Below are 22,595 nucleotides of genomic sequence, written 5' to 3'. Positions count from 1 at the left end.
CCGCGCGGCGGAGGAGACGAGCCGCGCCGATCTCCGCCAACAGGCGGATGTGGGCGGCGCCGCGGGCTCGTAGCGTCAAAGTCATGGATACCGCAGCCTTTCTCCTCATGTTCATCGGCCCGCTCACCGGTTCGCTCGTGATCGCCGCAGGCGCCGACAAGATCAACGCCCGCTACCGCCAGCGCCGAGCCGAACGCGCGGCGCGCATCGTCGCCGAATCGGATGCGCACACGGTCTGACCGGCGCGCTTCGTTTGCGCCGAACGCGGCCTACGAGCCCGCAGAACCCGCGAAGCGCACAATCGAAGGCACCCACCCCGCGCCGATGCCGAGCGCACCCAGCGCCGCGCCACCTCCATGTTCATTTGCGCCGTCCGCGGCGTTCAGGCACCGCGAACCGGCGAACGGCGCAAACGAACCAGCGCCACACGGCGCTGCGCGGGCGCCGACGGCCCCCGGATGCGTCGCACCGCGCGATGCCCTCACCCCGCGTCGGCGAGCAGCGCGATGACGAACGCGGCGCGGTCGGCTCCGCGCAGCGGGTTGAGGCCGGTGAGAGTCTCGATGCGTGCCGCGCGCTTGCGCAGCGTGTTCTCGTGCACGAACAGTTCGTCGGCCGTCTGCGCGATCGCGCCCTCCCGCCGACACGCGACCTCTACCGTGTGCATGAGCCGGGTGCGGTGGCGCGTGTCGTAGTCGCGAAGCGGATCGATCACGTGCTGAGCGAACGGCGCCGCCTGCTCCGGGGTGAGCCGACGCGCGAGGCCTTCGACGGTCGCCAGGTCCCTCGGCCCCGCCGGCCTGCCCGTCCGATCCGCCAGCGCCGCTCCAGCGAACGCCTCGCGAATGGCCGTGGCGGCCCGCCCCAGTTCCACAGGCCCGCTCCACCCGAACGGCACGTCAGAATCTGAGACCGGCACCTCATCCGATCCGCCATCGACGACGGGCACGATCGCGATCTCATACGGCCCCGACGTTCCCCGCAGCGCCGGCCCGTCGACACGGGGCGCTGCCCCTTTCGAGACCACGATGTGCACCCTGCTCTGCTCGCCGTCGGCGAGCTCAGGCACCAGGACCATGGCGCTCGCCTGCGCACGACGCACCATCTCGACGATCGCGCCGACGCGCGCACGCTCGCGCGATTCTCCGTCGCGGCGGTGACGCTCGATGGAGAACCGCTGGATGATCTCGACGAACGGCATGTCGGGAGGCACCGAGATCACGGCGAGCCCCTCCGCGTTCGCCGCGCGGATCAACGCCGGCGGGACGGTGTCGGTGACCACACCGAGCGCGTATCCGATCGCCGTCGCGCCCGCAGCGCACACCGCGGAGACGAACCGACGCTGCGACGCCGCCTCGAGGATGGAGATCCCGGAGGTGAGCACGAGCTCGCCGCCGCGCAGGTAAGGGCTCGGGTCGAGCAGGTCAGACGGCAGCGGCCACCGGATGACCCTGTCCAGCCCGACGGCGTCTCCCACCAGATCGACGTGCGGCTGTGCCCATTCGAAGACGTCCCCGACCCGGATGGCATCGGAGGCCCGCTCGTAGGAGGCATCCGGGCTCATCGGCATGCCCTCACGCTAGGACCGCGCCGTTTCCGCTCGATGTCACCGGTGTTTCCGCAGGTGTCGACCTCCACACCTCCGGGGGCGGGCAGCGGGCGGAACGACCACTCCCTGCGCCCACGCAACGGCGACGAAACATTCACCGGATCGAATGGCGGGCAGCGAAAGGAGCGTCACATGACCAGGACCTCTTCCCCTCCCGCACCAGGCGCGACCGTCGACCAGGACTATCCCCTCACCCGTGTGCCCGGCCACGCCAGGCGGGGATGGTTCTCGTTGCTCGTCGTCGTGGCCGGCTTCGTCTTCTTCACGCCCACGATGGTCACCGGCGGGCAGGTCGCCGGCGCGTTCGGGTTCGGTCCGTTCCTCGGGCTCGCCGTGACCGCCTCCGTGGTGCTCGCGGTGTACGTCGCGACGCTGGCCGCGGCGAGCGCGCGCACCGGGCTGTCGACCGTGCTCGTCTCGCGCCTCGTGCTCGGCCGCGTCGGCGGCAAGTGGGCATCGCTGGTGCTCGGCGGAACGCAGATCGGCTGGTACGGCATCACGGTCGGCATCTTCTCCGATCTGCTCTCCTCAGCGCTCGGCTGGAGCGTCTCCTGGCCGCTGTCCGTTCTGGGCGGGGTGCTGATGGCGACGACGGCGTACTGGGGCTTCAAAGGCATCGAGATCCTGTCGTGGGTGTCGGTGCCGCTGATGTTCGCCCTGTGCATCTGGATCACGACGGTCTCGGTCGACGAGATCGGCGGATGGGGCGGGATGTTCGCCACGACCGGCGACGGGTCGATCCCGCCGGGGCTCGCGCTGACGATGATGATCGGCACGTTCATCTCCGGCGGCACGCAGATCGGCAACTGGTCGCGCTTCGCCCGCAGCGCCCGTGTCGCGTTCCTGGTCGGCTTCGGATCACTCATCGTGATCGAGACGGCGATGCTCTTCTTCGGCGGGGCCGGTGCCGTCGCCTTCGGCGAGCCGGACTTCACCGCGCTGCTGATGACGCTCGGGCTCGCGGGGCTCGGCGTGTTCATGCTGACGTTCAACCTCTGGACCACGAACGACAACGCAGCGTACGCCTTCGGCGTCGCGGGCGCCGAGATGTTCGGCAAGGGCACCAAGCGGCCCTTCATCGTGGGCGGCGTCGTGATCGGCACCGCCCTCGCGGTCACCGGGCTCGCCGACGCGCTGACCGGGTTTCTCGTGCTGCTCGGCACTGTGATCCCTCCCCTGGGCGGCGTGATCATCGGCACCTTCCTGTTCGTGTGGCGCATGCGCGACCCCGGCACTCCGGTCGACCGGGCGGTTGCGTTCGTCTGGCCGGGCATCGTCGCGTATCTGTGCGGCACGGGCGCCGCCCTGTTCGGCACCGTGACAGGCATCGGCAGTCCAGCCGTGCAGGGTGTGATCGTGGCGATCATCGCCGCACCCGTCTGCCACGCCGTCGCTCGGATGGGCAGGGGCGGCTCGGGCGCCGACAGTGGCGTCGAGCGCACACAGCGCGAGAAGATCGGAGCCGCAGAATGAGCACGACCCTGATCCGCGGCGGCGACGTCATCACGATGGACGACGCCACCCATGCCGCCCCCGTGCGCACGGACATCCGGATCTCCGATGGCCGGATCACGCAGATCGGTCCGGATCTGCAGGCTCAGCCGGGTGAGGAAGTCATCGACGCCCGGGGCCTGCTGATCACGCCGGGCTTCGTGAACGCCCACACGCACTCGTGGGAGTACTTCTTCAAGGGCCGCTACGACAATCTGCCGCTCGAACTGTGGATGCTGGGCTCGTACCCGATCCTGGGCGCAGGTCGGATGAGCCCGGATCTGATCCGGCTCCGGTCGCTGATGTTCGCGATGGAGTCGATGAAGGCGGGTGTGACCACGCTGATCGACGATGTGCTCGAGACGCCGGGACAGGATGCCGACCAGCTGGCGGCCGTGGTCGACGCGTATGCGGACATCGGCATCCGCGCCAATGTGTCGGGCCACGTCATCAACCGGCCCTTCGTGGACACGCTGCCGTTCGTGGCTGATTGGCTGCCGGATGACCTGGTGCGCGAGGTGCGGGCGATGCCCACACTGACCGCCGACGAGTACCTCGATTTCTCGCGGGCGGCGTTCGAGCGCCATCACGGCACGGCGGGCGGGCGCATCCGGTACATGCTGGCGCCGTCCGGTCCGCAGCGCTGCACCGATGACCTCATCGTCGGCGCGACTCAGCTCGCCGTGCAGCACGACGCCGAGGTGCACGTGCACGTGTTGGAGACGAAGACGCAGGCGGTCACGGGCGACGAACTCTACGGCGGGCGCACGCTGGTGCAGCACCTCGACGAGATCGGGGCGCTCAGCGAGCGGACGACATTCGCGCACGGCATCTGGGTGACCGACGACGACATCGAGCGCATCGCCCGCGCTGGCGTCTCGGTGTCGCACAACGCGATCTCCAATCTCAAGCTCGGCTCGGGCATCCTGCCTTGGCGGCGGTATCGAGACGCGGGAGTGAACCTCGGCCTCGGGACGGACGGATGCTCGTCGAGCGATTCACCCAGGCTGATGGACGTGATGAAGACGGCGGCGCTGCTGCACAAGATCTCGGAGCCCGACTTCGAGCGCTGGCCCACCGCGCCGGAGGTGCTATCGGCCGCGACGATCGGCGGCGCCCGCAGCGGCGTGCTCGACCACGCGGTCGGGTCGCTCGAGGTGGGCAAGCGCGCCGACCTCGTCATGTTCGACACCGAGACGCTGGCCTTCATGCCTCGAAATCATCTGGAGAATCAACTGGTCTACAGCGAGAACGGCTCGTCGATCGTGCGCGTGATGGTCGACGGTGTGGTGACCGTGGAGAACGGCCGCCTCACCCAGATCGACGAGGGCGCCGTGATCGCCGCCTTCCGCGAGGAGATGCCCGCCATCCGCGAGGAGCAGGACCGGCTCGACGAGATCAACGCCGTGTTCGCGCCCGCATTCGCCCGGATGCACGCCGAGACGTCCGCACGGGCGATGCCGGTGAACCGCTGGTCGGGCGACGAAAGCGCGTGGGTACGGGAGGCAGCGGCGGTGTGATCGATGCGGGTGGCGCGGGGCCTCGCGCCACCCGCTATTCGATGACCTCCACTGCACAGCGCACGCCGTGCGCGTTCGCGAGACGCCGGTCACGGGTCAGCAGCGTCGCACCAGCGGTCTCCGCCAGTGCGACGTACGCGGCATCATAGGCGGAGAGGTTGTGCCCCAAGCTCCACGCTCGGGCGCTGAGGGCGTCGAACGGCCACAGCAGGAGCGACAGTGCTTGGAGATCCTCGAACGCCTGGTCGGCTTGCACCGGTGACAGCATCCCTGCATTGCACCTTCGGCGCAGCACGTTCGCGACCTCGTAGTGCACGAGCGTCGGGGCGAGCAGGTCCGCCCCTCGCATGCGGTCCGCGACGCGCTCGCCCGCATCTCCGGGGTCGATGAGCAGCGTCACCAGGACCGATGCGTCGACAACGAGCACAGTGCGCATCGTCAGCGCTTGTCGGCCGCGAGGTCTCCGCGAAGATCGCCACCGTCGACCTGCGGAAGCGCAGCGGCATGCGCCCGGGCACGCGCAATCGCCTCCAACGGGCTCGGACGCGCAGCGATCTGTGCGAGTTCGGCGCTCAGGAACTCCTGCAGCGATTTCCCGGCATCCGCCGCGCGCGCGGCAAGCACGTCACGCACATCATCCGGGACAGCGCGGATCGTGATATTGACGGACATGCGCCCATTCTACATCGCATGCATGCATATTGCAGGCACGCGATCGAACCTCGATTCTCTGGCCCCGAATGCAGCAATGCCAGGCACAGAAGCCGCACCAGACGCACACGAACCGCGGAGCCGCATACACAGTCAGGACCACGCAACGAAGAAAGCCCCTGGCGAACCAGGGGCTTTCAGATGGCGGTGACGGTGGGATTTGAACCCACGGTAGGGGGTTACCCTACACAACATTTCGAGTGTTGCACCTTCGGCCGCTCGGACACGTCACCGCCGATAAGTTTACGCATCGTTCGCCGGATGCGCGAATCGGCGGGTCTCACCCGGATGCTCCCGGGCGCGTCGCGCGGACGGCCGACGGGAACTGCTCCGGATGGGCGGCGCAGCGGCAGAGCGGATTCGTGAGAATCATCCGGAGCCGATGTCGGATGCCGGGCGTACGCTGACCACGTGTCATCGTCAACACGGGTCCTGTGGATCGCGATCCTCGCGTCGTTCGTGGCGTTCCTCGACGGCACGGTCGTCAACGTCGCACTCCCCGCGATCGATCGCGAACTCGGCGGCGGCCTCGCCACCCAGCAGTGGGTCGTCGACGGGTATCTGATCACGCTCGGCGCGCTCATGCTCGTCGCCGGCTCGATCAGCGACGCGTTCGGCCGCGGGTTCGTGATGAAGATCGGGCTCATCGGCTTCGGGGTCGCCTCCGTCGCGATCACCCTCGCACCTGATCCGCTCATCCTGGTGGTCGCGCGCATGCTGCAGGGCGCCGCCGGCGCCTTCCTCGTTCCCAGCTCGCTCGCCCTGATCACCTCGATGTTCTCCGGCGCCGCGCAGGCGAAGGCCATCGGCACGTGGACGGCGCTGACCATCGGCACGTGGACGGCGCTGACCACCGGCGCGATGGTGGCCGGCCCGCTGATCGGCGGCGCGCTGGTCGACCTCGCCAGCTGGCGCCTGGCGTTCCTGATCAACGTGATCCCCATCGCGATCACGCTGTGGCTGCTGCGGGGCATCAGAGATGCTACGCGACATCCGGATGCCCGCATCGATCTGGTCGGCGCGGTGCTGTGCACGGTGGGCCTCGGCGCGCTCGTGTTCGGGCTGATCGAGCAGCCCCGCCTCGGCTGGGCGCACCCCGCGATACCGATCACGCTCGCCGGCGGCGGCGTGCTGTTCGCGCTGTTCCTCATCCGGCAGCGCACCGCCCGATCGCCGATCCTGCCGCTCGACCTGTTCCGGGTGCGCAACTTCTGGGTGGGCAACGTCGCCACGACGCTGATCTACGCGGCACTGTCGCTGAACGGCTTCGTGCTGGCGATCTACCTGCAGGAGGGCGCGGGCCTGTCCGCCACGCTCGCGGGCCTGGCGAGCCTGCCGATGACCATCCTGATGATCCTGCTCAGCTCCCGCATCGGCGCACTCGCCGGCCGCTTCGGCCCGCGACTGTTCATGACGATCGGGCCCGTGCTGATGGGCATCGGCTCGCTGCTGTTCCTCTCCGTGCGCGAAGACTTCAGCTACTGGTGGCAGGTGCTGCCCGGCATGATCGTGTTCGGGGTCGGCCTGTCGATCATGGTGTCGCCGCTGACGGCTGCGATCCTCGGCTCGATCGAACCCGCACGCAGCGGCATCGCCAGCGCCGTCAACAACGCGATCTCACGCGTCGCGGGGCTGGTCTCGATCGCCGCCGTCGGCACGATCGTCGGCGGTACCCTCGACCTCGACGGCTTCTACCGCGCAGCCGTCGTGGTCGCAGGCCTCATGATCGTCGGCGGCCTCGTCTCGCTCGCCGGCATCAGGAACCCGGCCCGCGCACCCAGCGACGCCGAGTAGGCAGGCGCGGGCGAACCGAATACGGTCGCGCGCAGTCAGTGCGCTCCGCCCGCTTCCTGTCGGATCGCCGGCGTTCGCCCTCACACCGGGTTGCCGCGGCTCCGGATGTCCGAACCCCCGCATACGCTGGATCCATGGCTTCCAAACGACCCACCGCCGCGTACGTCTGCTCCGAGTGCGGGTGGGCGACGGCGAAGTGGGTCGGCCGCTGCGGCGAGTGCCAGCAGTGGGGCACGGTCATCGAGGTCGCGCAGCAGGCGGCGTCGAAGCGTGTGAAGTCGATGATCCCCACCTCGGCTGCCGCGCCGATCACGCAGATCGTCACGCAGGAGGCACCGCGGCGCCCGAGCGGCATCGGCGAGTTCGACAGGGTGCTCGGCGGCGGTGTGGTGCCGGGCGCGGCCATCCTGCTGTCGGGCGAGCCCGGCGTGGGCAAGTCGACGCTGCTGCTCGAGGTCGCGGCACGCGCGGCGTCGACCGGGCGACGCGTGCTGTACGCCAGCGCCGAGGAGTCTCCTGCGCAGGTGAGACTGCGCGCCGAGCGCACCGGTGCGATGCACGACGAGCTGTTCCTGGCGAGCGAGACCGACCTCGGCACGATCATCGGGCACATCGATTCCGTCGAGCCCGAGCTGATGATCGTCGACTCGGTGCAGACCGTGTCGTCGTCCGAGTCGGACGGGGCGGCCGGCATGCCCGGCCAGGTGCGCGAGGTCGCGGCCACGCTCATCCGGATCGCGAAAGAGCGGAACCTGCCGATGATCATCGTCGGGCACGTCACGAAGGACGGTCAGGTCGCCGGCCCCCGACTGCTCGAGCACCTCGTCGACGTCGTGTGCCACTTCGAGGGCGACCGTCAGACGGCGCTGCGCTTCGTGCGCGCGCTGAAGAACCGGTTCGGCCCGACGGACGAGGTCGGCTGCTTCGAGATGACCGGCGACGGGATCGCCGAGGTGCCTGACCCGAGCGGCCTCTTCCTTTCGGGCGGCGACCCGGAGAACGGCACGTGCGTCGGCATCTCGATGGAGGGACGGCGCGCCCTGCCGGTCGAGGTGCAGGCGCTGACGATCGGGACGTCCGCCCCGAACCCGCGCCGCATCGTGCACGGCGTCGACGCGTCACGGGTCGCGATGGTGCTGGCGGTGCTCGAGAAGCGCGCAGGCATCACGACCAGCAACTGCGATGTCTACGTCTCGACCGTCGGCGGCGTGCGCTTCACCGAGCCGGCCGCCGACCTTGCGATCGCCGTCGCGGTGGCGGGCGCGTTGGGCGATTGGAGCGTGGGCAAGGATGTCGCCGCAGTCGGCGAGCTGAGCCTCGCCGGGCAGGTGCGCCCCGTCACTCAGTCCGCGCAGCGCCGCTCGGAAGCGGGGCGCCTCGGCTATGGGCGCGTCGTCGACGCCGAGTCCGCGACGGTCAAGGAGGCGATCCGTTCGATCCGCATCCAGCCGCGCCCCCGCACGCTCCGCGCCGTCACCGACGAGGTCGATTCTCCGTTCTGACCCGCGCTCCGCTCCAGCGCCGTTGCCGAGATGCGCACTTGTCGTCGAGATGCGCAGGTCTTCGACGCTTCGCGGACGAAAAGTGCGCATCTCGCGAGCCCTGCTCCGCGCGCCGCAGAGGTGTGGCCAAGCCCGCCGCCCGGCTCCCAGGATCACCGCGCCGCCGGATCACCCTGCCGCCGGATCAGCGGACCACCGGATCAGGAAGCGATGGAGTAACCGGCCTCGTCGATGGCGGAGCGGAGCGCCTCGGAGTCGACAGCTGCAGCACTGCCGATTGTGACAGTCGAGAGACCGCCGGCCACGAGGTCGACCGAGACCTGCTCGACGCCGTCGATCTTGCCGACCTCTTCTGTCACGGCGGAGACGCAGTGACCGCAGGTCATGCCCTCGACCTGCACCGTCGTGGTCTCGCCCGCCGCCGCGGGAGCAACCGATTCGGCTACTCCTGCGTCGCCGCACCCGCACCCGCCGCAGCCACAGCTGCTCTCCTGCGCCGCATCCGTCAGCCCGAGTTCGATCCGCTGAGTCTCCATCAATCTGCCCTCTCCTCGAAAGTCTGTCTGGGCATCCGGAACGTCATCCGGTCCCTCACACCCAGCATATACCCCCTAGGGGTATTCGAGGCGGACTTCCCGCACAGCTTCATACCCCGGGCCGCGGAAGCAGCACGTGCAGAGAGAACCACCGCTCGCCGGGATCCACCGAGACGGTGCCCCCGTGCCGCTGCGCGATTGCGCGAATGCTGCTCAGCCCGTATCCGTGCCCCTGCTCGGCTTTGCGCGATACGAGTCGCCCTCCGGACCGCGTGACCGTGCCGTCGTAGGAGTTCGCGACGCGCAGCATCACGAAGTCATCGTGCGCGAACAAGGCCACCCGCACCGACCGCGGCTCCGGCACCAGCCGCGCGGCTTCGAGCGCGTTGTCGATGGCGTTGCCCAGCAGCGCCGTCACGTCGAGCGGTGCCATGAAGTCGAGCAGCGTCCCGTCCACGACGCAGCGCACCTCGATGCCGTCGTCGCGGGCGCGCACCCGCTTGCCGGTGAGCACGGCGTCGACGACGCGGTTGCCGGTGCGCACCTGGTCGCCGTGGTCCTGCAGAGACTCCGCCAGATCGTCGAGCAGCTGCGCTCGCGAGGCCGGATCGGTCTCCGCGCGCACCGCATCGATGTGATGCCGCATGTCGTGGTAGCGACGATTGACCTCGTCCATCGCGCGGCGCGAGACCACGTACTGGTCGTGCTGGTTGCCCAGCAGCTGCGCCGTCGCGTCGGCGTCGCGGCGCGCCTGCAGCTCGCGTCTGACCTCCTGCTGCGCGAACAGCGCGATCGCTCCGCAGAAATCGACGAGCGTGCGCACGTAGAGCAGCACGGGCCCCGAGACATCGGCGAACGAGGGAAGCTCGACGATCAGCGTGACGTTCGATCCGACGAATGTCAGCACTGCGATCGCGGCAGCCCCCGCCATGTCGCGCCATGTCACGCCCAGGCCTGCACCATCTGCCATGCGTCGGCGCTCGATCGCCCAGACTGCGAAGAGAACGGCGGCGAGCACGCACGCCAGCACCAGGACCCTCACCCACGCCGCGGAGTCGCCGAGCCAGAACCACACGATCTGCCAGTACAGCGAGGCCGCCAGCTCGGCGACCACAAACGACTTCGCGACGAGGTACCCGGCCTCGAGCACCGAGACGCGCAACGAGGCGATCAGCAGCACCCACATCACCGCGACGGCGAGCACGATGCCGAAGGCCCACCCGAGCGTCGACAGCGAGCCGGTCCACAGGTGCAGCCCGGCCAGCGCGACCAGCCCCGCCCCGGCGATCGCCGCTGTCGGGAGCCACACGGTGCGCCGGCGGGCGACCAGCACGTAGACCATGCACGCCGCCCACTCCGCCAGGGCCGCGACGAGAAGACGGGAGTCGTCGTCCATCCCGCCCAGGAGCAGATCGCTCACGGCGCCGTGCCCCTGGCTCCGATGTATCCGGCCAGAGCATCGAGGAACTCCGCCTTGCGGGGTCTGCTGATCTGCAGCCGCGCCCCGCCGCGGATCCGGCAGGTCGCTCCGTCGATTCCCGTGACGTGCCGCAGGTTCACCAGGTACCCGTTGTTGCAGCGCACGAAGCCGGCGCCGACTGTCTCTGCCTCCAGCGCCTTCAGTGTGCCGACCGTGGCGAGGTCGGCATCGAGCGTGTGGATCAGCACGTGATTGCGCGAGCTCTCGAAGTACAGGATGTCGGCCAGATCCACGCGATGCCTGGCGCCGTCGGTCGTCGAGAACAGCATCTGGCGGCGCTCGCGACGACTGAGCCGCTGCACGCACCGCAGCATCTCCTGCTCGAGCTCCTGGTACGAGACCGGCTTGAGCAGGTAGCTCAGCGCATCGACGCGGTACCCGCTGATGGCGTACTGCGGCGAGCTCGTCACGAAGACGATCAGGACCTCGGGATCGACCTCCCTGATCCGCTGCGCCGTCGTCATGCCGTCGACCCGCTCCATCCGGATGTCCAGGAGCAGCACGTCCCAGTCCGGCCGATAGTCGTGCAGCAGGTCGGCGCCGTCGGCGAAGCGGCTGATCCGCAGGCTCTCGCCGTGGTCGCGCTGGAACCGGTCGAGGTGCCCCAGCAGTCGGTCGACGCCTGCCGGATCGTCCTCGACCACGCCGATCCGGATCATGATGTGCCCCTCGCCCGCCGGCTCTCGGCTCAGCTGAAGCCGACGACCCGCCGTGCGACGCTGTACGCCAGCGACGTCACGCGACGCCCGGCACCGCCAGGCAGGTTGCTCGTCGACCCGAGGAACGTGCGCCGCAGCCGCGTGTACAACCACGGGCTCTCGGCCTTGATCTCGCGCCAGAACGCGTCGCGCGCCGCAAGGTGCTCCACCGTCCCGCCCCTGGCGAGAGTCGCCGACGTCACGGCGCAGATCTGCTCCACGTAGTGCAGCAGCGCGCCCTGCAGCTCCGCGGGCACGCGCCCCGTCGCCACGTCCTCGAGCGAGGGCATCGCCTTCAGCACGAGCTTGTTCACGAGCAGCTGCTGGTCGACGCGCCGCAGCATCACCGCGGGGTCCACCGACTGCTCTGCCCGGCCGATGAAGTAGTGGTACAGCGGCACCGGCAGGTAGTACATGCTGCGCACGTGCGAGAGCGGTTCGACGACGTACAGGTTGTCGACGTAGAAGGTGTGCTCTGGCAGCACCATGCCGCTGCGCCGCACGACCTCGGTGCGGTACACGATTGCGTGCATCATCAGGATCTGGCGCCTGGCGAAGCGCCCTGTCTGCTCCCACGAGAAGATGCGATGCTCGGGGAAGACCGTGTCGAACGTCGTCACGCGGTTGTTCTTGCCGACGCGGTCGCGCACGTAGTCGGTGAACACCGCGTCGACGCCGCCGCCCTCTTCGAGCGTCTGCAGCGTGCGCAGCAGCTTCTCCAGTGCGGGCACGCTCAGCCAGTCGTCGGCGTCGAGCACCTTCACGTACGTGCCGGTGGCATGCGCGAGCCCGGTGTTGATGGCACCGCCGTGGCCGCGGTTGTGCTGGCGCACGACCCGGATGGCCTCTGGCCGCCTGGATGCGAAGCCATCGGCGATCGAGGCGGTCGCGTCGGTCGACCCGTCGTCGACCACCACCACCTCGATGCCCCGCTTCACGCGGACGAGCGGCTCAAGCGCCCGTCGAAGATAGGCCTCCGCGTTGTAGGCGGGGACCACGATCGTCAGAAGCGGCATGACACTAGTGTGCCTGGAGTTCGGTGTCCTCCGCGGGAGCGCCCGCGGTTTCTTCCGGCTTCTGCCGGAAAATCAGCTTGAAGATGGGGTAGAACACCCAGAACGAGATCGCCGCGTTGATGATCATCGTCACGATGTCGGCTACGAGCTCGCCCGAGGAGCCCCAGCCCCACGCGTTCATCAGCAGGTCGTAGATGGGCGCCTTGTAGAAGCCCTGCGCCGCGGCGGCGATGAACGTGATCACGATGTACGCCAGCGTGTACCAGCCGGCGGCGACCCACGCAGACGTGTTCGACTTGAATGTGATGTTCCGCTGGGCGAAGAAGTTGAGCACCTGCGCGATCAGCAGTGTGATCTGCACGGCGAGGAAGTAGGCCAGTCCGCCGCCGCCGGCGGGCAGCGCGCCCACGGCGTAGTCGAACATGTAGTACTGGCTGCCGTCGACGTCGCTGCCGACGGGCAGCGCCTGGAAGCCGACGTTCATCAGGTCGGTGTAGGTCTCGAAGCCCCACCGGAACACCGGCATCAGCGAGAGCTGCAGCACGGTCACGCCGTTCGACAGGATGAAGAACATCGCGAACTTCGACAGTTCCGGGTGCGAGACCTGGAAGCCCCGCCACCAGCGGGCGATCGCTGCGAACATCAGTCGTCTTCCTTCCCGGCGCCATCGGCGCGGTTGCTGCTGTTGCCCGCGGCGGCACGGAACGAGTCTCTCGTGCGCTTCTCCGCGCGGCGGCCGCGCAGGAACGCGGCGATGACGCGACCGAGGCCGCGGAACGTCTGCCCGTTGACGAGCGTGAGCAGCGCCTCAGTGAGCCGCTGCGTGGCCAGTCCGCCGCTCATCTTGGAGATCACGCGGAACGGGCCGTTGAACATGAACAGGATGTTCAGGTCGGGTTCGCCCTTGGCCTCAGCCGCACGGCGACGCTTGTCGATGATCCGGAACGCGAGCCGCGCGAGCGGGCTGCGTGCCACCTCGAGCCGGTCGATCGGGTCGTTGAAGCCGAGACGGCCAGAGCCCCACTCCGCCTCGGGCGCCCGACGTCCGAGCAGCGCCTCGAACGCGTCGTCAGGGACATTCCGGATGTCGCCTGTGCGGTACCACTCGAGGGTCGAGTCGAGTGCTCCGGATGCCACGGTGCCGTCGAGCTCGACCATCGCCGTCAGCGGCAGATCGGCCACATTCGGCCCCACGGCGATCTCGTACTCGCCGGCTTCGGTCTGCCAGGCGTCGGATTCGACGTCGAAGAAGCGGAATGCCCGCTCGCCGAGCTCGATCGTCACCTCGCGCGACTGACCCGGCTCGAGGTGCACCTTCGCGAAGCCCTTCAGCTCGCGCGAAGGACGCAGCACCCGGCTCGAACCGGTCTTCCCCACGTACACCTGTGCAACATCCGATCCGGCTGTTTCTCCTGTGTTCGTCACGGTGAACGTGACGCGCTCTTCCGAGACGGACAGATCGGAGTACGCGAACGACGTGTAGCTGAGGCCGAACCCGAACGGGAACGTCACCTCGATGCCGCGCGTGTCGTAGTAGCGGTAGCCGATGAACGGGCCCTCGCGGTACTCGGCGGTGCGGTTCGTGCTCGGGAAGCGGCCGACGGTGGGGGTGTCGCCCAGCGCGATGGGAAGCGTCTCGGCGAGGCGCCCTGCGGGGTTCACGCCCCCCGTGAGCACGTCGAGGATGCCCTCGGCTCCGGCCTGGCCGCCGAGGTAGCCGTGCACCAGCGCCTGCGCGTCGCGCAGCCACGGCATCGCGACGGGGCCGCCTCCGGAGAGCACGACGACGGTGCGCGGGTTGGCCGCGGCGACCGCGCGCAGCAGCTGCACCTGGGCGTCGGGCAGGGAGAGGCCCGAGCGGTCGAGCCCCTCCGACTCGGCGATCTCCGGCAGACCGAGCGCAAGCACAGCCACGTCGGCCCGCTTGGCGGCCGCGACGGCCTCGGCGACGAGCTGCGCGTCGGCTGCGCCGTCGCGACGGCAGCCGCGGGCGAAGCCCGCGAGGTCGAGGTCGGTGGCGCCGATCGCGTCGACCAGCGACGTGACCCGCGTGGGGTTCACCAGCGACGAGCCGGAGCCCTGGTAGCGCGGCGTCTCGGCGAAGTCTCCGATCAGTGCGACGCGGGTGCCGGATGCCAGGGGCAGCAGGGCGTCGTCGTTGCGCAGCAGCACGGCTGACTCGGCCGCGGCGCGACGTGCCAGCGCGTGGTGCGCCTCCTGATCGACGCTGGCACGCACGGCGCGGGCGGTGACGCGGGCGACGAGGTTCAGCAGTTCGGAAACGCGGGCGTCGAGGTCGGCCTCGTCCAGCTCGCCGCTGTCGACGGCGGCGACGATTCTGCGCACCGAGTCGAAGCCGGGCGACGGCATCTCGAGCGTGCCGCCTGCGCGCACGCCGTCGGCCGCACCGTTCCCGCCGCCCCAGTCGGTGATCACTGCGCCGTCGAAGCCCCACTCATCGCGCAGGATGTCGCGCAGCAGGTGCGCGTTCTCGTGTGCGTAGGTGCCGTTGATCAGGTTGTACGAGGTCATGATCGCCCACGGGTTCGCCTCGCGGACGACGATCTCGAATGCCGTCAGGTAGATCTCGCGCAGCGTGCGCTCGTCGACGACGGAGTCCGTCACCATCCGGCGCAGCTCCTGGCTGTTCACGGCGAAGTGCTTCGGCGTGGTCGCCACGCCCTCCGACTGGATGCCGCGCACGTATGCCGCGGCGAGGCGACCCGACAGCTCAGGGTCCTCGGAGAAGTACTCGAAGTTGCGGCCGCCGAGCGGGCTGCGCTTGATGTTCAGGCCGGGGCCGAGCAGCACGTTCACGCCCTGCGACGACGCTTCTCGGCCGAGCGCGGCACCGATTTCGGCGGCGAGCTCCTCGTCCCAGGTGTTGGCGACGGTCGCCGATGTCGGGAAGCAGGTGGCCAGCTCCGAGCCGTTGATGCCGAGGTGGTCGGCGGAGCCGACCTGCCGCCGGATGCCATGGGGCCCGTCCGCCATCCAGATCGACGGCACGGAGAGGCGGTCGATCGTGCGGGTCTCCCACGTGTTCTCACCGCTGAGCAGTGCTGCCTTCTCAAGCACGCTGAGCTCAGCGACGAGCTGCGCGGTGTCCTTCACGCTTGTCCCCTTCGATCGTGCGCGCGGGATCCTCCCCGTGCGCTGAACCATCTTGCTCCTCCGCCGCGTCGGACGGCGGTTCGGTCGCATAACACGTCGAATTCACCGGATGATCTGCCCGAGCCGAACGCCGCGGGCAGCCGTCACCCCGTGGGCACCGGCGATCGCCGCGAGCGCCTACGTTCTTCGCGAACGCCTACGCAATGTCATAGGCGTTCGGACACTTCGTAGGCATTCGCGGATTCCGCGGGGCTCACGGAAGCCGGGATGTCGAGGCCGGGCGCTGCGCGACTCAGACTTCGAGAGCGGCGAGGAGCTCTTCTGGCGGGGCCTGCATGGGGTGCGGGCCGGCGATGTCGAGGAACACCGTCGTGATCTCGGCGGCGTGGCGCGCGAGGAACGTCTTCAGCCACTCCGGGGAGTACACGCCGATCGTCGGAGGGAGGTTCTCCGGCTTGTTGCGGGCATCGCTGAACAGCAGCAGCGCGACCTGCCCCGTCTGGGGATCGCGGAAGGTCCATACTTCGCCGGAATCAAGAGGATTGTCGCGCGCACCGGGGTTCATCACCGGCACGATCGTGTTGCCGTTGCGCAGCGCCAGCGCGACGGCCGCCATGTCCTGCTTCTCCAGAGCCTGCGCGAGCGCCTCCGAGCGGGTGTCCTGCTCGGTCAGTGCGGCGGGCTTGTTGCGCTTCTTCCCCATCACCCCCACCCTACCGGCGGGTCCCCTGTGCCCGCCCCGATCCTGACCTCGTGCCCCGTCTGCCCGCGCCCCGCTCGCGAGATGCGCACTTGTCGTCGAGATGCGCCGCTTCTGACGCGGATTCGTCGAAGAAGTGCGCATCTCGCGAGCCTCCGACGGCCCGGATGTGCCGAGGGATCAGCGCAGGATGAACTGTCGCGTGTGCTCCGACTCGATGCCGCCGATCGCCACGCGCAGGTGGAACGACGCGCCCCCGCCGGGAGCGACCGGGCGATTCTCGTCGCCGCAGCTGTCCACGCTCGAGCGCGTGCGGTCCCATACGACGGGCTCTGCGCTGGAGACCTCCTGGCCGGCCTCGAGCGTCACCTCCATGTCGCTGGGCTCCTTCTGGCAGTCGGTCGAACGCCACCACACGTCGTTGCCGCTCAGAACCGTGTATGCCTGCTGAGTGGTGCCGACGTTGAAGATGCAGTCGACGTCGCCGGTGTTCTCGAGCGAGATCGACAGCTTCGGTTTGTCGTCGCTGCCGTACTCGCGCTTGTCCGTCACACCCTTGACCGTGATCGCATTCGGATCGCATTCCTTCGGCGATCCGTCATCGGTCGGCGTGGGCGACGGCGTCGGGTCCGAGTCTTCGGAATCCGACTCGTCGTCTGCGTCCGAGTCCTGCGACGCGGTCGTCTCACTCGTCGACGGTGTCGGCACGGTCTGCGTCTCGTCGCCTCCGCCGCCCGAAGCGCTCCACGGCTGGGCTACGAACAGCCACACCAGCGCGGCGATCGCCAGGATCGCGAGCACCAGCACCATCAGCCGACGCCGCCGGTACACGGCGGGGGAATGGCGGCGGGCGTTCACGGTTCCAGATTAGGCCGCGATCGCTGTGAGTGGCTGGCATGCTCCGGCGCGGCGACGAGGTCGCGCCCGGCGCGATGACGGAACGGAACCGACCGCACCTGGCGGCTGCCGCTACCGCAGGTTCTTCAGCATCCGACTGTTGCCGAGGGTGTTCGGCTTCACGTGCGCCAGGTCGAGGAACTCCGCTATGCCCTCGTCGGGGCTGCGCACGAGCTGCGAGTAGACGTCGGGCGAGACGACCTGCTCGCCGATCTCTGCAAAGCCGCGGCGCTGGAAGAACTCGGTCTCGAACGTGAGGCAGAACAGGCGCGTGAGGCCCAGATTGCGGGCGTTCCCTTCGAGCGCCGCCACGATCGCACCGCCCACTCCGTGGTGCACCCACTCGTCCGTGACGATGAGCGTGCGGATCTCGCCGAGGTCCTGCCACATCACGTGCAGGGCACCGCAGCCGATCACGCTGCCCGCGTCGTCGACCGCGACGACGAACTCCTGCGTCGCCTCGTAGAGCACGACGAGATCCTTGCCGAGCAGGATGCGCCGCATCACGTACGGCTGCAGGATCTCGTGCACCGCGGCCATGTCGGCCGCGGTCGCGGGGCGGACGAAGTAGTCGCTCATCGCCCTCAGGCTACGCCCGGCGCCTGAGGGCAGTCCGAGACGCGCCGCAGGGGCATGAGCGGCCGCCGCCGGGGCGATCCCGCCGCCCAAATGAGTACGTTCGCGCGACATCCGACCAATCGGCGTCGAACCGTACTCATCCCGGCCGATCGTACTCACGCCAGGGGTGGGCCTCCCCGACTGCGCCCTGACTCAGCCGCGCCGCCCCAGTACGAGCGCGGACAGCGCAGCGCACACGAGTACGACCGCGCGGGATGAGGCCCATCCGGCTCGAAACCGTACTCATCCCGTGCGGTCGTACTCAGCTCAGGGGCCGCCGTGAGGGCGGCCGGTGTTCGGCGGGGCGCAGATGCCCGGGCTCGACCTCAGGCGCTGCGGCGGCGCACGATCCGGATTATGATCCAGACCACCCCGCCGGCGACGGCGATCACGCCGAGCCACGGCAGCATGAACCCGATGGCGATGACGAGGCCGTTGAAGAACCCGATCAGCCCGTTCCATCCGGTGACCAGGCCGTCCCCGAAGCCGGCAGGGTCGGTCTCGGCGACCTCGCGGTCCCGCGTCAGCTCGACCTGCAGGCTCGACATCGCGACCTGCCCCTCGAGGTGCTCCAGCTCGCGCTGGTACGACTCGAGCTGCGCCTGTCGCTCGGTCAGAACGGTCTCCGCGTCGAGCAGATCGCTGACCGATCCGGCCTGCTCCATCAGCTCGGTGAGCCGCTCGACCGACGACGTCGCCGTGTCGATCCGAGCCTCCAGGTCGATCGCCTGCCCCGTCACATCCGACTCGGAGATCTGCGTGCTGGTCACCTCGCCGATGTCGCTCAGCGCCTGTCGCACCTCATCGAGCTGGTCGGCGGGAATGCGCAGCGACACCCATCCGGTGCGCACGCCGGCCGCGTCGACCTCTTCTCGGTACCCGTAGTCGTCGCTCGACGAACCGATCTCCTCGACGTAGCCGTCGTGCTCCGCGGCGAGCGCCGTCAGCGCATCGGACGCGTCGAGCACGTCGTCGACCACCAGCACAGCCGAGCCGTTCCGGATGACCAGACGATCTTCCTCGGTTGCGCCTGCCCCGTCAGAGCCCTCGTCGGCGGCGTCGGAACCGCTCGACTCCGTCGAGTCGTCACCGCCCGAGATCCCTGCCTCCGGCGCGACCTCGGAGGACCCGCCGCCCGCAGACTCCCCCTCCGCCGTGCTTGCCGAGTCGGCCGCGCCGCCCGTCAGCCCGATGCCCGACATCACCGCCGGTACGACGACGACTCCGACCACGAGCGCGGCGGCGACCCCGAGGCTCCCGCCGATCCATCCTCTGCGCTTGCGGGCGCGGCGCCGGTCGCGCTCTCGGCCGCGAGCGATGTCGGAGAAGACCCCCGCCTCGATGCGATCGACGGCGTCGTCCGACAGCTCAGGCAGATCCGGAGCCCCGTTCGTGTCCTGCTCGGTGGCATTCATCACGCTTCCTCCCTCACGACGGAACGCAGCCGCGTTCTGATTCGGGAGAGACGATTCCTCACGGCGCCGTGGGCGATGCCCAGCTCATCGGCCGCGGCCTGGTAGGCATACCCCTCGGCCACGCAGAGGGCGAAGATGCGCCTGTCGTCCTCCGACATGCGCTCGACCTCGTCGGCGATGCGATCGGCGAGGGCCTGGTCGATGATCTGCTGCTCGACGTCGACCGTGTCGGGCTGACGCTCGTCCACCGGCCCTGCCGAGTGCTCGCGTTCGCGCCGGCGCATCCGGATCCGGTTGGCCGACACGTTGCGGCAGATCGTCGCCAGCCAGGGCAGCGCCGATTCGCCCGCGAGCTCGAACCCGTCGAGCTTGCGCCACGCGGTCGCGAACGTCTCCTGCGCGGCGTCCTCGGCATCGCCGCGGTCGCCGAGCAGGCCGTGCGCAACCCAGAACACGGGCTTCACGTAGGCGCGGAACAGCTCGCGGAAGGCGATCTCGCTGCCACCCGCGGCCGCGGCGATCAGCGCCGCATCGCTCGACTTCTCGGTCATGACCACCCTCGCCTGTCATCGTCTCTCACTATGCAGGTGTCAGGAAGAGCGCAATCGTCTCAGATCGGTTTCGGTTGGGGTTCCCGACCCGGTCGTCTCGGGTTGCCGAGCGAGAGCGCGGGGCAGCATCGCATCCGAAACACTGCAGAATCACCGAGGCACTGCAGAACCATCCGGATTCTGTAGTGCCTCGGCGATAGTGCCGCGGCTCAGCGCACTCTCGTCACGTTGAACACCCGGAGGTACGAGTTCGGATGCCGCCGTGCACGACGAAGCCCCCGCCGTCCGCATGGACGACGGGGGCTCCGGATGCCTTACTCGCCGAGGGCGGCGATCTGCGGCGAATTGGTGATGGTGCCTCCGGCATTCACACCGACCGCGACGCGCTCGCCGCGCGGCGCGTTCTCGAACGTGAACTTCCGGTCCTCGACGTCGACCTTGATGTGGTGACCCGTCTCGAGCGTCCCGGCGAGGATGCGCTCGGAGAGCTGGTCCTCGACCTCCTGCTGCATCGCGCGGCGCAGCGGTCGGGCACCGAGAGCGGGGTCGAAGCCGATCTCGATGAGGCGCTCCTTGGCGGGCTGCGACATCTCGATCGTCATGTCGCGATCCAGCAGTCGCTCGTTGAGCCGCTTCAGGAACAGGTCGACGATCTGCACGAGCTCCGGCTTCGACAGCTGCGGGAAGACGATCACGTCGTCGACGCGGTTGAGGAACTCGGGCTTGAAGTGGCGCTTCAGCTCTTCGTCGACCTTGCCCTTCATCCGGTCGTACGACGTCTGCTCGTCGCCCTCGACCTGGAACCCGACCGGGCCGCCGGCGATCGCCGACGAACCGAGGTTGGTCGTCATGATGATGACGGTGTTCTTGAAGTCGACGATGCGGCCCTGACCGTCGGTCAGGCGACCCTCCTCGAGGATCTGCAGCAGCGAGTTGAAGATGTCAGGGTGCGCCTTCTCGATCTCGTCGAACAGCACGACCGAGAACGGCTTGCGGCGCACCTTCTCGGTGAGCTGGCCGCCCTCTTCGAACCCGACGAACCCGGGAGGGGCACCGAACAGGCGCGACACGGTGTGCTTCTCACCGAACTCGCTCATGTCCAGCGAGATGAGGGCGTCCTCGTCGTCGAACAGGAACTCCGCGAGCGCCTTGGCGAGCTCGGTCTTGCCGACGCCGGTGGGGCCGGCGAAGATGAACGAACCGGACGGACGCTTCGGGTCCTTGAGGCCGGCGCGCTGACGACGGATCGTCTTCGACAGCGCGGCGATCGCCTCCTCCTGCCCGATGACGCGCTCGTGCAGCGCCCGCTCCATGAAGACGAGACGGCTGGTCTCCTCCTCGGTGAGCTTGAACACCGGGATGCCCGTGGCCTGAGCCAGCACCTCGGCGATCAGGCCCTCGTCGACCGTGGCCGGGGTCTCGATGTCACCGGAGCGCCACTGCTTCTCGAGGCGCAGTCGCTCGCCGAGCAGCTGCTTCTCCTCGTCGCGCAGGGCGGCGGCCTTCTCGAAGTCCTGCTCCTCGCTGGCGGCTTCCTTCTTCTCGCGCACGTCGGCGATCTTCTCGTCGAACTCACGCAGCTCCGGCGGCGAAGACAGGATCGACAAACGCAGGCGGGCGCCTGCCTCGTCGATCAGGTCGATGGCCTTGTCCGGCAGGAAGCGGTCCTGGATGTAGCGGTCCGCGAGGTTCGCGGCCGCGACGACCGCGCCGTCGGTGATCTGCACCTTGTGGAACGCCTCGTAGTGGTCGCGCAGCCCCTTGAGGATGTTGATCGCGTGCGGCAGCGCCGGCTCGTTGACCTGGATAGGCTGGAAGCGGCGCTCGAGAGCGGCGTCCTTCTCGAAGTGCTTGCGGTACTCGTCGAGCGTGGTGGCACCGACCGTCTGCAGCTCGCCGCGGGCGAGCAGCGGCTTCAGGATGCTGGCGGCGTCTATTGCGCCCTCGGCCGCACCTGCGCCGACGAGCGTATGGATCTCGTCGATGAAGACGATGATGTCGCCGCGCGTGCGGATCTCCTTGGTGACCTTCTTCAGACGCTCCTCGAAGTCACCGCGGTAGCGGGAACCTGCGATCAGCGAGCCGAGGTCGAGCGAGTAGACCTGCTTGTCCTTCAGCGTCTCCGGCACATCGCCCTTGACGATGGCCTGGGCGAGGCCCTCGACGACGGCCGTCTTGCCGACGCCGGGCTCGCCGATGAGAACGGGGTTGTTCTTCGAGCGGCGCGAGAGGATCTGCATCACGCGCTCGATCTCCTTCTCGCGCCCGATCACCGGGTCGAGCTTGTTGTCGTGCGCGGCCTGCGTGAGGTTGCGGCCGAACTGGTCGAGCACCTGCGAGCCGCCCTGGCCCTGCTGACCCTGCTCCTGCGGGGCGCCGGATGTGACCGGCTCCTTGCCCTGGTATCCGCTGAGCAGCTGGATGACCTGCTGGCGCACCTTGTTCAGGTCTGCGCCGAGCTGCACCAGCACCTGGGCGGCGACGCCCTCGCCCTCACGGATGAGGCCGAGCAGGATGTGCTCCGTGCCGATGTAGTTGTGGCCGAGCTGCAGCGCCTCGCGCAGCGACAGCTCGAGCACCTTCTTGGCGCGCGGCGTGAAGGGGATGTGGCCCGTGGGCTGCTGCTGGCCCTGGCCGATGATATCCTGCACCCGCTCGCGCACGCCGTCGAGCGAGACGCCGAGAGACTCGAGCGCCTTCGCGGCGACACCCTCGCCCTCGTGGATGAGGCCGAGCAGGATGTGCTCGGTGCCGATGTAGTTGTGGTTGAGCATCTTCGCCTCTTCTTGGGCGAGCACAACCACACGACGGGCACGGTCGGTGAATCTCTCGAACATGTCACTCCTTGGGCACGAGGCCTTTTGCGCCGGGTGCCGAAATACACCTGACGCCGTGATTCAACGGTAACGAGGCGCGGCCGCCCGTGGCGCCGTGTTCGCCCTG

At 68.9% G+C, this 22,595-nt stretch carries 20 protein-coding genes and 1 tRNA gene; 5 read left to right on the top strand and 16 right to left on the bottom strand.

Annotated features, from left to right (window positions below; genetic code table 11):
- Positions 1-83: 83 nt before the first annotated feature.
- Positions 84-239: a hypothetical protein gene (locus tag CIK77_RS17730; protein ID WP_170934117.1), complete on the top strand. Its 156-nt coding sequence runs from the start codon at positions 84-86 to the stop codon at positions 237-239.
- A gap of 242 nt (positions 240-481) precedes the next feature.
- Here CIK77_RS17730 and CIK77_RS14275 read toward each other — a convergent pair whose 3' ends face one another.
- A complete protein-coding gene (locus CIK77_RS14275) occupies positions 482-1,570 on the bottom strand; it encodes a PucR family transcriptional regulator (protein WP_087054815.1) in 1,089 nt (362 codons plus the stop codon).
- Between the two features lie 171 nt (positions 1,571-1,741).
- Between CIK77_RS14275 and CIK77_RS14270 the strand changes: the two genes are divergently transcribed.
- Both CIK77_RS14270 and CIK77_RS14265 read left to right on the top strand, forming a co-directional pair.
- Complete coding sequence (locus CIK77_RS14270) at positions 1,742-3,082, top strand: cytosine permease (protein WP_087054814.1); 1,341 nt, start codon at positions 1,742-1,744, stop codon at positions 3,080-3,082.
- Positions 3,079-4,620 (top strand): amidohydrolase family protein, encoded by a 1,542-nt coding sequence (locus CIK77_RS14265; protein WP_087054813.1) that lies wholly within the window; start codon positions 3,079-3,081, stop codon positions 4,618-4,620. Before CIK77_RS14270 ends, CIK77_RS14265 begins: the two co-directional genes overlap by 4 nt.
- Before the next feature lie 34 nt (positions 4,621-4,654).
- Here the strand turns inward: CIK77_RS14265 and CIK77_RS14260 are convergent, their stop codons facing one another.
- The 3 genes from CIK77_RS14260 to CIK77_RS14250 all read right to left on the bottom strand — a co-directional run bounded on the left by CIK77_RS14260 (position 4,655) and on the right by CIK77_RS14250 (position 5,564).
- A complete protein-coding gene (locus CIK77_RS14260; RefSeq protein ID WP_212647481.1) occupies positions 4,655-5,056 on the bottom strand; it encodes a type II toxin-antitoxin system VapC family toxin in 402 nt (133 codons plus the stop codon).
- A gap of 2 nt (positions 5,057-5,058) precedes the next feature.
- Positions 5,059-5,292: a FitA-like ribbon-helix-helix domain-containing protein gene (locus tag CIK77_RS14255; protein WP_087054812.1), complete on the bottom strand. Its 234-nt coding sequence runs from the start codon at positions 5,290-5,292 to the stop codon at positions 5,059-5,061.
- Between the two features lie 181 nt (positions 5,293-5,473).
- Positions 5,474-5,564 (bottom strand) — tRNA-Ser (locus tag CIK77_RS14250).
- Positions 5,565-5,742: 178 nt separating this feature from the next.
- Here CIK77_RS14250 and CIK77_RS14245 point away from each other — a divergent pair.
- Both CIK77_RS14245 and radA read left to right on the top strand, forming a co-directional pair.
- Positions 5,743-7,125: an MFS transporter gene (locus tag CIK77_RS14245; protein WP_087054811.1), complete on the top strand. Its 1,383-nt coding sequence runs from the start codon at positions 5,743-5,745 to the stop codon at positions 7,123-7,125.
- 134 nt (positions 7,126-7,259) lie between these two features.
- The gene (gene radA / locus CIK77_RS14240; protein WP_087054810.1) at positions 7,260-8,627 is read left to right on the top strand and encodes a DNA repair protein RadA; all 1,368 of its coding nucleotides are present in this window, start codon (positions 7,260-7,262) and stop codon (positions 8,625-8,627) included.
- 200 nt (positions 8,628-8,827) lie between these two features.
- Here the strand turns inward: radA and CIK77_RS14235 are convergent, their stop codons facing one another.
- The 12 genes from CIK77_RS14235 to CIK77_RS14180 form a co-directional block, all read right to left on the bottom strand.
- Positions 8,828-9,163, bottom strand: coding sequence for a heavy-metal-associated domain-containing protein (locus tag CIK77_RS14235; protein WP_087054809.1), 336 nt, complete (start codon positions 9,161-9,163; stop codon positions 8,828-8,830).
- Between the two features lie 109 nt (positions 9,164-9,272).
- Complete coding sequence (locus tag CIK77_RS14230) at positions 9,273-10,583, bottom strand: GHKL domain-containing protein (protein WP_087054808.1); 1,311 nt, start codon at positions 10,581-10,583, stop codon at positions 9,273-9,275.
- On the bottom strand, positions 10,580-11,302 hold the full coding sequence (locus CIK77_RS14225; RefSeq protein ID WP_087054807.1) for a LytR/AlgR family response regulator transcription factor: 723 nt from the start codon (positions 11,300-11,302) through the stop codon (positions 10,580-10,582). The genes CIK77_RS14230 and CIK77_RS14225 overlap by 4 nt, the downstream gene beginning before the upstream one ends.
- Before the next feature lie 29 nt (positions 11,303-11,331).
- Positions 11,332-12,357 carry a glycosyltransferase family 2 protein gene (locus tag CIK77_RS14220; RefSeq protein WP_087054806.1) on the bottom strand — a complete coding sequence of 342 codons (1,026 nt, stop codon included), beginning with the start codon at positions 12,355-12,357 and terminating at the stop codon, positions 11,332-11,334.
- A gap of 4 nt (positions 12,358-12,361) precedes the next feature.
- Positions 12,362-13,000 (bottom strand): hypothetical protein, encoded by a 639-nt coding sequence (locus tag CIK77_RS14215; protein ID WP_087054805.1) that lies wholly within the window; start codon positions 12,998-13,000, stop codon positions 12,362-12,364.
- Positions 13,000-15,471 (bottom strand): glycoside hydrolase family 3 C-terminal domain-containing protein, encoded by a 2,472-nt coding sequence (locus tag CIK77_RS14210; RefSeq protein WP_249268578.1) that lies wholly within the window; start codon positions 15,469-15,471, stop codon positions 13,000-13,002. The genes CIK77_RS14215 and CIK77_RS14210 overlap by 1 nt, the downstream gene beginning before the upstream one ends.
- 292 nt (positions 15,472-15,763) lie before the next feature.
- Positions 15,764-16,177, bottom strand: a complete 414-nt coding sequence (locus CIK77_RS14205) for an SseB family protein (RefSeq protein WP_442923147.1) — start codon at positions 16,175-16,177, stop codon at positions 15,764-15,766.
- A 174-nt stretch (positions 16,178-16,351) separates the two neighbouring features.
- Positions 16,352-17,029, bottom strand: a complete 678-nt coding sequence (locus CIK77_RS14200; protein WP_249268577.1) for a hypothetical protein — start codon at positions 17,027-17,029, stop codon at positions 16,352-16,354.
- Between the two features lie 111 nt (positions 17,030-17,140).
- Positions 17,141-17,647 carry an amino-acid N-acetyltransferase gene (locus tag CIK77_RS14195; RefSeq protein ID WP_087054803.1) on the bottom strand — a complete coding sequence of 169 codons (507 nt, stop codon included), beginning with the start codon at positions 17,645-17,647 and terminating at the stop codon, positions 17,141-17,143.
- Positions 17,648-18,012: 365 nt separating this feature from the next.
- Entirely contained in the window at positions 18,013-19,101 is a 1,089-nt protein-coding gene (locus tag CIK77_RS14190) for a DUF4349 domain-containing protein (protein ID WP_087054802.1), read from the bottom strand.
- Positions 19,101-19,652: an RNA polymerase sigma factor gene (locus CIK77_RS14185; protein ID WP_087054801.1), complete on the bottom strand. Its 552-nt coding sequence runs from the start codon at positions 19,650-19,652 to the stop codon at positions 19,101-19,103. Before CIK77_RS14185 ends, CIK77_RS14190 begins: the two co-directional genes overlap by 1 nt.
- Positions 19,653-19,966: 314 nt before the next feature.
- Entirely contained in the window at positions 19,967-22,489 is a 2,523-nt protein-coding gene (locus CIK77_RS14180; RefSeq protein ID WP_087054800.1) for an ATP-dependent Clp protease ATP-binding subunit, read from the bottom strand.
- Positions 22,490-22,595: the final 106 nt, after the last annotated feature.

The organism is Microbacterium sp. JB110 (genome assembly GCF_003335195.1).
Taxonomy (GTDB): Bacteria; Actinomycetota; Actinomycetes; order Actinomycetales; family Microbacteriaceae; genus Microbacterium.
Note: the sequence above shows the minus strand (reverse complement) of the source record. Positions and strands in the feature narration are given on the sequence as shown.